Origin of the sequence: Nocardioides sp. NPDC057767 (genome assembly GCF_042798275.1) — a bacterium.
Classification (GTDB): Bacteria; Actinomycetota; Actinomycetes; order Propionibacteriales; family Nocardioidaceae; genus Nocardioides.
This window is the reverse complement of the sequence record NZ_JBHVKJ010000103.1, coordinates 1-9,958: the sequence shown is the minus strand read 5'-3', so window position 1 is coordinate 9,958 and position 9,958 is coordinate 1. Positions and strand designations below refer to the sequence as shown.

General features: G+C 70.6%; 13 protein-coding genes. 5 read left to right on the top strand and 8 right to left on the bottom strand.

Translation table 11 applies throughout. The features are described from left to right. The 7 genes from ACFVDI_RS28050 to ACFVDI_RS28020 form a co-directional block, all read right to left on the bottom strand. On the bottom strand, positions 1 to 598 hold a 598-nt coding region (locus tag ACFVDI_RS28050), incomplete at its 3' end, for a M17 family peptidase N-terminal domain-containing protein (protein WP_378912165.1). Next, complete coding sequence (locus ACFVDI_RS28045) at positions 599 to 772, bottom strand: DUF3117 domain-containing protein (RefSeq protein ID WP_008358749.1); 174 nt, start codon at positions 770 to 772, stop codon at positions 599 to 601. A 146-nt stretch (positions 773 to 918) separates the two neighbouring features. Then, positions 919 to 2,760: a hypothetical protein gene (locus ACFVDI_RS28040; RefSeq protein WP_378912164.1), complete on the bottom strand. Its 1,842-nt coding sequence runs from the start codon at positions 2,758 to 2,760 to the stop codon at positions 919 to 921. A gap of 15 nt (positions 2,761 to 2,775) precedes the next feature. Then, positions 2,776 to 3,126 (bottom strand): DivIVA domain-containing protein, encoded by a 351-nt coding sequence (locus ACFVDI_RS28035; RefSeq protein WP_378912163.1) that lies wholly within the window; start codon positions 3,124 to 3,126, stop codon positions 2,776 to 2,778. Next, positions 3,119 to 3,838, bottom strand: a complete 720-nt coding sequence (locus tag ACFVDI_RS28030) for a TIGR00730 family Rossman fold protein (protein WP_378912162.1) — start codon at positions 3,836 to 3,838, stop codon at positions 3,119 to 3,121. The genes ACFVDI_RS28035 and ACFVDI_RS28030 overlap by 8 nt, the downstream gene beginning before the upstream one ends. Continuing rightward, complete coding sequence (gene dapE, locus ACFVDI_RS28025) at positions 3,835 to 4,902, bottom strand: succinyl-diaminopimelate desuccinylase (protein ID WP_378912161.1); 1,068 nt, start codon at positions 4,900 to 4,902, stop codon at positions 3,835 to 3,837. The genes ACFVDI_RS28030 and dapE overlap by 4 nt, the downstream gene beginning before the upstream one ends. An 8-nt stretch (positions 4,903 to 4,910) precedes the next feature. Then, the gene (locus tag ACFVDI_RS28020; protein WP_378912160.1) at positions 4,911 to 5,693 is read right to left on the bottom strand and encodes a TetR/AcrR family transcriptional regulator; all 783 of its coding nucleotides are present in this window, start codon (positions 5,691 to 5,693) and stop codon (positions 4,911 to 4,913) included. Positions 5,694 to 5,792: 99 nt separating this feature from the next. Here ACFVDI_RS28020 and ACFVDI_RS28015 point away from each other — a divergent pair, with 99 nt between their 5' ends. The 4 genes from ACFVDI_RS28015 (at position 5,793) to ACFVDI_RS28000 (ending at position 8,623) form a co-directional block, all read left to right on the top strand. Further along, positions 5,793 to 6,275: a nitroreductase/quinone reductase family protein gene (locus ACFVDI_RS28015; protein WP_378912159.1), complete on the top strand. Its 483-nt coding sequence runs from the start codon at positions 5,793 to 5,795 to the stop codon at positions 6,273 to 6,275. Further along, entirely contained in the window at positions 6,272 to 7,216 is a 945-nt protein-coding gene (locus ACFVDI_RS28010; RefSeq protein WP_378912158.1) for an ATP-binding cassette domain-containing protein, read from the top strand. Before ACFVDI_RS28015 ends, ACFVDI_RS28010 begins: the two co-directional genes overlap by 4 nt. Further along, positions 7,213 to 8,013 carry an ABC transporter permease gene (locus ACFVDI_RS28005; protein ID WP_378912157.1) on the top strand — a complete coding sequence of 267 codons (801 nt, stop codon included), beginning with the start codon at positions 7,213 to 7,215 and terminating at the stop codon, positions 8,011 to 8,013. Before ACFVDI_RS28010 ends, ACFVDI_RS28005 begins: the two co-directional genes overlap by 4 nt. A 148-nt stretch (positions 8,014 to 8,161) precedes the next feature. Further along, a complete protein-coding gene (locus tag ACFVDI_RS28000) occupies positions 8,162 to 8,623 on the top strand; it encodes a DUF6069 family protein (RefSeq protein WP_378912156.1) in 462 nt (153 codons plus the stop codon). Between the two features lie 13 nt (positions 8,624 to 8,636). Here ACFVDI_RS28000 and ACFVDI_RS27995 read toward each other — a convergent pair whose 3' ends face one another. Then, complete coding sequence (locus tag ACFVDI_RS27995; protein WP_378912155.1) at positions 8,637 to 9,317, bottom strand: class I SAM-dependent methyltransferase; 681 nt, start codon at positions 9,315 to 9,317, stop codon at positions 8,637 to 8,639. Between the two features lie 78 nt (positions 9,318 to 9,395). On the opposite strand from ACFVDI_RS27995, the gene ACFVDI_RS27990 reads away from it, so the two are divergent. Next, entirely contained in the window at positions 9,396 to 9,881 is a 486-nt protein-coding gene (locus ACFVDI_RS27990; protein ID WP_378912154.1) for a hypothetical protein, read from the top strand. Positions 9,882 to 9,958 lie beyond the last annotated feature (77 nt).

The following is a 9,958-nucleotide window of genomic DNA, read 5'->3' as shown; positions in this document are numbered from 1 at the left end:
TGTGCTGTTGGCTGGGGACGGTGGATAATATGCGCGCGCCCAACCGGGCGCGCGCGATCGCCTGAGCCCGGTCCAACGCTGCCGCCTGGTCGTCGCCGAGGTCGGCCAGGGTGATCGTCTCCACCGGCGTCCACGGCGCTCCCTCGGAGCGCCAGTGGAAGAGGAAGGAACCCAGCGTCGCGCCGGCCACGAAAGGCTCCAGCCCGACCTCGGGATCGACTGCCGGAATGGTCGTGACGACCTCTGACCGGTCTCGCACGGCACGAGCCAACGCGGCGCCCGCCCGCCGGAAGTCGTCGCGACGTTGCGCGCCGACACCGATCAGGAGGATCCGGCGCAGAGCGCCGGAGCCGGTGACCGCGTACGTCGTCACCTCACCGGCACTGCCGGTGGCACCTTCGAACTCGAGGTGACCCAGAAGGTCGTGATCGTCGCCCAGGTCGGCGGCCCCAGGACCGATGACCAGCGCATCCTCGCCGGGGATGACCGGGAGCGCGATGATCTCGGCATCGAGGCTCTCCGGACCGAGCGGGCTGAGCGTGAAGGTGGGCGGCGTGACCTGCGACGGCAGAGCCTGTGACGGCAGCGTTGTGGTCATCTACGCGTTCAGCCCAAGACCTTTGATCTCTTCGCCGAGCGCAGCGGCCTCTTCGGCGTTCAGTTCGACGACCAACCGGCCACCACCCTCGAGCGGGACGCGCATCACGATGCCCCGACCTTCCTTGGTGACCTCCAGCGGACCGTCTCCCGTCCGCGGCTTCATCGCCGCCATGCGGCACCTTCTTCCGTGTCTCGCGTGTCGGCGCTCACCTGCCGGATGGCCTCGGAGCGCGCATTGCGCTTCCATTATCCCTCATCAGGTCAGCAGACCTGACGGCAAGGTGGGAGTTTCGGCGGGTTGACCTGCCTTCGAACCTGTCAGATGACTGAGGTCCCGTAGGCCCAGGTCAACCAGATCGCGAGGATCACCAGCGTGAGGTGCACCACGATCGCCGCTCCGGAGCCCTCGAGGAAGGCTCCGCCCCGGTCCCGGCGGTCGCCACCGGCCGACCTGTCGTAGGCGTCGTCGTAGCGGTCGTCGTAGCGGTCGTCATAGCCACGGTCGTAGGCATCGTCGTAGTCGTAGCCCTGGGTGTAGGCCGGGTCATGAGCCTGGTCGTGAGCCTGGTCATGAGCCTGGTCGTAGTCCTGCTCGTACCCGGCGTAGGCCGGGTCGTCGTAGTCCTGGTCCTGCTGGCGACGCTGGCGTCCCCGGGGCGCGCGCGGAGCCTGAGACTCGGCGCGGTCCTGGGGACCGTAGGAGTCGAAGGAGTAGGGGTCGTACGCCTCGGGCTCCTGCGCCACCCGTCGACCCGACTGCCGGCTCGACGGCGGTGCGGGTGCCGGCTCGGGCTGGGGTTCGGGCTGGGGTGCCGGGCGCGGCGCCGGCCGTGGCGCGCGCGGCGGGGCCGGCTGCTGACCAGGCTGCGGCTGACCCGGGTAGCCCGAGTAGCTGCTGTCACGCCGGTATCGACGGTCGGCGAACTCGTCGTGGCTGTCGTTGCGGCGGTCGTCGTAGCGGTTGTCGTAGCCACGCGAGCGTCGCTGAGGCGGCTCCTGCCGGCGACCCCAAGGATCCTGGCCGCCCGGGCCACGACCCGGCGCACCCTGCCCCGGCTGGGGCTGCTCGGGTGGCGGCGGCTGCGGAGCCTGGTGCTGAGGCGTCGAGCGCTGGGGTGCCGGGCGCTGCGGCGCCGGGCGCTGGGGGGCGGGTCGCTCGCGCACCGGCTGCTCGGGGGCGGGCCGCTCCTGCGCGGGACGCTCCGGCGCCGGGCGCTCCTGTGCAGGGCGTGGGGGCGCGGGCCACTCCTGTCGGGATCGCTCCTGCCGGGACCGCGCGGGTGCGTCCGGCGCAGGCGGCTGGGGTGCGGGCGGGCGCTGGGCCGACCGGTGCGGGGCGGACCGCTGCGGCGCGGGCGGAGGCTGAGGGACCGAAGGCTGCTGGGGCTGGGGGGCGGGGGGCGGCGCCTGGCGGCCTGCCACGCGGCGGCCGATCTGCCCGTCCCGCGTCGGGGCAGGTGCCGGGGCCGGAGCGGGAGCCGGAGCGGGGGCCGGAGCGGGAGCCGGAGCCGGCCGCGGCGCGGGCGAAGGGTCGCGCTCGATCGGAGCCATCACGGCGGTCTCGTCGACACCGGAAGCCGCCCGTCGGGGCTCGGGCCGTCGTTCGGCCGGGCGTCCAGGCTGGTCGCCAGGCTGGGCGCCCGGCTGCGTGATCGGCTGTGGAACGGGTGGGACCCCGGGCCGGGCGACCGGCTGCTGGACCGGCTCCTGAGCAGACCGCCGCGGGTCGGCATAGCCGGAACGGTCGTCGTAGTCGGCGTAGCGGTCGTATCCGGCATCGGCATAGCCGGACTCGTCGTAGCCGTAACCGTCCTCGGCGGCGTACTCCTCGTCGTAGTCGTCATAGCCGTAGTCGTCGTCGGCGGCGCCGGCGCGCTGCTCCTTGAGCCGCCGGGCGAGGAGGTAGAGACCAGCGATCGCGGCCAACCAGATCCCGAAGAGCCCGATCACGCCCGGTAGGTCGCCGCCGAGGAAGAACGACGACGGCGAGGCGAGGAAGAGGACCCAGACGAGCAGGCCGGCGACCCCGGCGTACAGGTGGATCCTGGACGGCAGACCCGCCCGCTGCGGCTGCAGAAGATGTGGCTTGAGATAGGTGAGCGCGACGATCACCGCGACCAGGGCGGTCACGGCGTAGACGAGTACGGCAGCGAAGCTCACGGCAGCGATTCTGTCCTAGACGTCGGGCGAGCCCGAATCGGGCTCGGGCGTGTGTGATGTGAGTCCCCCGACTTCGATCCCCCCGCCGGCATCCCCGGCCGCGGTCGACTCACGCCATTCTGCCTCCTCGGCGAGGCGGGCGATCAAAGCGTCCACCTCGTCCATCCGGTAGCCCCGGAAGGCCACCGAGAAACGTACGCGACGCAGGTCTGCCCCCTCCAGGAGGCGGTCGCGGGGCACCAGCGCGTCGGGCCGGTCGCCGTACTCCTCCCCCATCGGCGCACCCGAGCCGGCGGCAACGAGGGCGACTCCCCCGAGAACCAGCACGATGAGTGCCGCGAAGATCCAACCCATCGCCTCAGTCACGCGCCTTCAGCATCAGCTCGACCGCCTCGTCCACGTCGTCGGTGAGGGTGATCATGTCGAGATCGGTCTGCTTGATCCGGCCGTCGGAGAGCATCGTCTCGCGCATCCAGTCGAGGAGCCCCTCCCAGTGCTTCACACCCATCAGCACGATCGGGAACTGGGTGATCTTCTGGGTCTGGGAGAGCGTCATCGCCTCGAAGAGCTCGTCCATGGTGCCGAGACCACCGGGCATGACGATGTAACCCTGGGAGTACTTCACGAACATCATCTTCCGCACGAAGAAGTAGCGGAAGTTGAGCCCGAAGCTGACGTAGTCGTTGAGCCGGGCCTCGAACGGCAGCTCGATGCCGAGCCCGATCGACTCGCCACCGGCCTCGAGGGCACCCTTGTTGGCCGCCTCCATCGTGCCCGGGCCACCGCCGGTGATCACCACGAACCCGGCCTCGGCCAGCCGGCGGCCGACGGCCTCGGCCTGGGCGTACGTCGGGTGATCGGCGGGCGTACGCGCGGACCCGAAGACCGAGATGGCCGGGCCGATCTCGGAGAGGTCGTTGAACCCCTCGACGAACTCGGCCTGGATCTTCATGACCCGCCAGGGGTCGGTGTGGACCCAGTCGCCATGGCCGGAGCTGTCCAGCAGTCGCTGATCGGTGGTGCTTCCGGCCGGACGCCCCTTGGTGGGGCGCGGGCCGGAGCCGCTGCGTCGGGTCATGCGGTCAACCAATCACGAAGGGCCTGCTCGCAGGTGGTGATCTCGGAGATCCGCACGTGCTCGTCGGCTTTGTGGGCGAACATCGGGTCACCTGGACCATAGTTGACCGCAGGTATGCCGAGAACCGTGAACCGCGCCACATCGGTCCAACCGAACTTGGGCCCGACCTCGCCGCCGACCGCCTCGACGAAGGCCTTGGCCGCCGGCCGGTCCAGGCCCGGGAGCGCCCCGGGCGCGGAGTCGGTCAGGGTGACCTGGTAGCCCTCGAAGAAGCTCTGCACGAAGGCGAGCGCCTCCTCCTCGGAGCGGTCCGGGGCGAAGCGGTAGTTGACCGTGACCACGCACTCGTCGGGGATCACGTTGCCCGCCACTCCCCCGGAGACGAAGACCGCGTTGAGGCCCTCGTGGTACTCGAGCCCGTCGATGACCGGCTTGCGCGGGACGTACGCCTCCAGTCGGCGCAGCACCTCGCCGGCCTTGTGGATCGCGTTGACACCGCGCCAGGAGCGGGCGCTGTGGGAGCGCTCGCCGGTGGTGCGCACCTCGACCCGCAGGGTGCCCTGGCAGCCGGCCTCGACACCGGCGTTGGAGGGCTCCATCAGGATCGCGAAGTCGCCCGCCAGGAGGTCGGGCTCGCTGGCCGCGAGCTTGCCGAGGCCGTTGTGGACGGCTTCGATCTCCTCGGCGTCGTAGAAGACGTACGTCACGTCGCGGTTGGGCGCGTCCAGGGTCGCGGCGAGCTTGAGGATGACCGCGTCACCGGACTTCATGTCGCAGGCCCCGAGGCCGTGCAGGATGCCGGTGGCCTCGTCGAGGCGGCTCGGGAAGTTGCCGTTGACCGGCACCGTGTCGAGGTGGCCCGCGATGACCACGCGCTCGGGAAGACCGAGGTCGGTGCGCGCCACGATCGAGTTGCCCCGCCGCTCGACGACGAGGTGGTCGTACGCGGTCAGTGCCTTCTCCACGGCGTCGGCCAGCTCGAGCTCATCGAGGCTCACCGAGTTGATGTCCATCAGCTGCCGGGTCAGCGTCACCACGTCGGTGGTCAAGTCGAGCGTCGCCATGGCACTAGTCAATCAGGGGACCGTTCGCCGACGTGCGCGAGCACCCCGTCGATGATCCGGGCCAGCCCGTAGTCGAGCTCGCGCGCCGGATCGGTGGCCGCCTGGTAGGCCTCACCGGCGGCGGTGCCGACCCGGTTGGCCAGCGGATAGTGGTTACCCGCCATGACCTCGGTCAACGTGTCGTAGTTGGCGGCCCACCACTGCGACTCGGTCATCCCGGTGACCTGCTCGGCGCGGCGCTTCATCAGCTCGCTTCGGGCGATGCTTCCGGCGAACCCGATCAGCACGGCGACCGTCTGGTCCATCTCCAGATCGGCCAGCCCGAGGCCGTCGACGGCGCGCAGCTGCCACTCGTAGCGGTCGCTCATGTTCGGGCCCAGCCAGGGGCGTACGTCCTGCACCTCCAGCAGCCACGGGTGGGCCCGGAGCTCGTCGTGCGCGAGGTTGGCGACCAGCTCGAGGCGCTTGCGCGAGTCGTCGGGCAGCTCCGGCAGCGGGGTCCGGCCGGTCACCTGGTCGGCCATGAGCACCAGCAGCGCGTCGCGGTTGGGGACGTACGAATACAGGGTCATCGTCCCCAGGCCGAAGCGCTGGGCGATGGCGCGCATCGTCACCGCCGCCAGACCCTCGGCGTCGGCCAGCTCGATCGCGGCGTCGACGACCTCGTCGACGCTCACCTTCTGCTTCGGGCCGCGCTTCGCCCTCGGCTCCTCGAGCGCCCCGGTCCGATGGCGCCAGAGCAGCCGCAAGGACGGGTCTGGCTGGTCTCTCTGCTCCGGCACGTGGCTCATCGTAACCTCATCCAAAAAAATTTCGTACATCGTACGGAACAAATGCTACAGTCGCTCCGTTGTCATCCTCGTACAGCGTACGAAATTGGAGGAACGTGCATGCCGAACGATGCGATCCCGTCGCTCTCCGCGACGGCAGCGAAACCGGTGCCGCCGCGCTGGCTCAAGCCGATGAACAAGGTCTTCATGACCCTGTCCAAGACCGGGCTCGGGATGAAGGAGCTGCCCGTGCTCACCGTGCCGGGCCGCACCAGCGGCAAGCCCCGCAGCACCCCGCTCTCGGTGCTGGACCTGGACGGGCGCCGCTACCTGCTCGAGGGCTTCCCGGGCGCCGACTGGGCCCGCAACGTACGGGCCGCGTCCGGGCGCGGCACCCTCCGGATCGGCAAGCGCACCGAGGACGTGCGACTTGTCGAGGTCGAGGGGGACGAGGCGTTGACCGTGCTCCGGTTGTGGCCGGAACGGATGACGGACGGAGCGAAGATCATGCTGGACGCCGGGGTGGTCACCGCGGTGACGCCGGAGGCCTTCGAGGCCGTCGCCGGACGCTGTGGCGTGTTCCGGATCGAGGTGGGCCGATGACGTCGACTCCCCTCTCCGCGCGCAAGGTGCGCAAGCGCTACCGCGAAACCCAGGCGCTCGACGGCCTCGACCTGGAGGTCTCCGCCGGCACCGTGCACGCCCTCCTGGGGCCGAACGGTGCCGGCAAGTCCACCGCGGTGAACGTCTTCGCGACGCTCACCCTGCCCGACGCCGGCGAGGTGCGCGTCGGCGGGGAGGACGCCGTACGCCACCCCGCCCGGGTCCGATCCACGATCGGCCTGGTCGGGCAGAGCGCCGCCCTCGACGAGGCCCTCCACGGCCGGGAGAACCTGGTGATGTTCGCTCGGCTGCACGGTCTGTCGAAAGCAGCAGCCATAGGTCGTGCCGGGGATCTCCTCGACGCCTTCGGCCTCACCGAGGCCGGCGACCGGAAGGTCTCGGGCTACTCGGGCGGGATGCGGCGACGCCTCGACATCGCCGCCGGCCTGGTCACCCGCCCGCAGATCCTCTTCCTCGACGAGCCGACCACCGGGCTGGACCCGCGCGCCCGCCACGAGGTCTGGGAGATGGTGCGGCAGGTGGTCGTCGACGGGACGACGGTGCTGCTGACCACGCAGTACCTGGACGAGGCCGACCAACTGGCCGACATGGTCACCGTGCTCGGCGCCGGCCGGGTGATCGCCGAAGGCACGCCGTCGGCACTGAAGAGCGACCTCGGCGGCGACCGGGTGATCGTCACTGCGACCGGGCCGGACGACCTCGCCCGGATGGCCGGCGTCCTCGGCTCCGCGGCAGCTGTCGATCCCGACCGGCTCGAGGTCACCGTCGAGGCCGGCGCGACCGGCGGCGGTGCCGCGGTCGTCGACGTCGTACGCACCCTCGACTCCGCCGGCATCACCGTCGACGACGTGCTGCTGCGCCGGCCGACCCTCGACGAGGTGTTCCTCCATCTGACCGCCCCCGAAGGAGTCTCCCGATGACTGCACTCACCACCACCCTGCGACAGACCGCGACACAGACCTGGGTGATCACGCTGCGCGACCTCAAGCACTGGCAGCGCGAGCCGTGGGGACCGGTGTTCGGCATCCTGTTCGCGATCATGATGCTGCTGATCTTCGGCTACCTGTTCGGCGGCGCGATCGAGATGCCGGGCGGCGGGACGTACCTGCCCTACCTGCTGCCCGGGGTGCTTGCACTGACGATGATGTTCGGCATCGACGGCACCATGGCGGTGGTCACCGAGGACACCAAGCGCGGCGTCACCAACCGGTTCCGATCGCTGCCGATGAGCGGCCTCGCGGTGCCACTGGGCCGTGCGGTCGCCGACCTGGGCAACTCGGCGGTCCAGCTGGGCGTCCTCATGCTCGGCGGGCTGCTGATCGGGTGGCGGATCGAGGGCTCGTTCCTCGAGGCGGCGGCTGCTGTCGGCCTTCTGCTGTGGCTGCGGCTGGCGATGCTGTGGCTGGGCATCTTCCTCGGTCTGACGCTGAGGATGGAGGGCGCACTGACGATGGTGCAGGTGCTGGTGTGGCCGCTGGGGTTCTGCTCGAGCCTGTTCGTCTCGCCCGAGACGATGCCCGGCTGGCTCGGCTTCCTGGCCGCCTGGAACCCGGTCTCGGCCACCGCCACCGCCTGCCGCGAGCTCTTCGGCAACCCGACCGGGATCACCTCCGGTCTGCTCGCCGACCACGCGGTGCTGCTCGCCGTGGCATGGCCGGCGGTCCTGCTGGCGATCTTCGTCCCGTTGTCCACGCGTGCGTTCCGCCGTCTCGACTGAGGAACGGAGAACGGGCCCTGCGCTTCGTCCCCAGAAACCTTTACCCGGAAACATGTCGAATCGGCGTCGAGGCGTTCGTGGAGTGGGTGAGAGGCGGCCGTACGGACCGCGAGAACACCAGGAGAACCACGAGACGAGAGGCACCATCATGAGCACCTACACCGAGACCACGACCACCACCCGCCAGTTCGCCGGACGGATGCCGGTCTGGCTGGTCAGCACCGCCGCCGTCCTCGCCGGCGCCGTGATCACCGGCGTCTACGAGTTCGGCGCCCGCGCCGTCGGGGTGCCGTTCGACGTCGCGCTCCCCGGCACCGGTGTCGAACCCGCCGCGATCCCCGCGACCGGGCTCGCCTGGGCCGTCGCCGAGCTCGGCCTGATCGGCATCATCATCGCCGTCTGCCTCACCCGCTGGGCGAAGCACCCGCGCTCGACCTGGAAGCGCACCGCCTGGACCCTGACCGCGCTCTCGCTGGTGCCCAGCCTGGTCGCCGTCACCGACTCCTACGCAACCAACATCATGCTGGTGATCTCCCACCTCGTCGCCGCCGCGGTGATCGTCCCGACCGTCGCCGCCCGGCTGGCGGAGCGGAACCCGCGCCGCGCGTGAGGCCGGCGCACCGTCAGCCCGGTGGCCGGCGAGCGATGATCAGCTCGCCGACACCGGGCATCGGCGACGTCTCGACCGTGAACCCGGCAGCCGCCAGGTCGGCGAGCAGCGCCGGCCGCGGATGGGTCCGGTAGTACATGACGAACGTCGGTCGCCACACCGCGTTGCGCACCCGCATCGCCAGGTCGAACCCGGTCAGCAGCCAGTAGGCCGGGTGCGTCGGCTTCGGCGCCCGAGTGGCCGGCAGCGCGAACACCCCGCCCGGTCGCAGCGCCCGGTAGATGCCCTCGAAGAGCGGCCCGCGCTCCTCCGGCAGGAAGTGCCCCAGCGCCCCGAAGCTCACCACCAGGTCGTACGCAGCCTCGAACGGCAGCGCGCGAGCATCCGCCCGCACCAGGTCGGCCTCGGGGTGAGCGGCTCTGGCCTGCGCGAGCATCCCGGCGCTGAAGTCGACCCCCGTCGGCGTCGCCGCGGTCGCCTCCTCGAGCAGCTCCAGACCGACGCCGGTGCCGGTGCACACGTCGAGACCCTGCTCGAACGGCCCGTACTCTCGCAGCGCCGTGATCGTGGCAGCGAGCATCCAGTCCGGCGTCCTGAACGGCGTCGCGTCGAACTTCGGGGCCAACAGGTCGTAGCCGCGCTCCACCGACGACAGCGCCTGCACCGCGAGCTCCCTCAAGGTGGGTCCGTTCATGATCCGACCGTAGCGTCGGCGGGCCAGCTGAGTACGCGAACTCATGCGGACGAGAGGCCGAAGAGCAACGCTGAGGGCATGTCCCCCACTCAGCGAGCCGCGGCACTGGGCTCCTTCTGGGCCATCGGTATCGGCGCGCTGGCCGTTCCGCTGGCCCCCTACGAGCCCACGTGGAACGCCCATTCCATCTTTCCGAGGATCCTCATCGCGCCTCTCGTGGACACCGGATGGTCACTTCTCGTGTGGTCGATCGCCGCGCTGATCACCATCGCCGTACCTGCCATCGGTGGCAGCATGTGCGGGGCCGCAGTCGCGTCGCGGGTGAGTCCGGAGCCGGATACGCCGTTCGGCTATCACCTCGGGTTGGACGTGGCCGCCATCGTCTCGATCGTCGTCGGCTGGTGCGCGGTGATCCTGAGCAAGTTCACGATCTTCGGCCCGGTCCCCACGACCCGCACGGACGCGACGTACGCCTTCGTGGTCTGGACCCTTTACGTCGCGGTGGCCTACACCGTGGCGAGACTGATCCGGCGCCGGCGAGCGCGGACCGCGACCACCGACTGAGGCTGGTGGAGACGCTGTAGACGACTCCGGCCCGGTCCAGGCCGTGCCCGTAGGCGCTCAGGATGGGGTGGACCTTC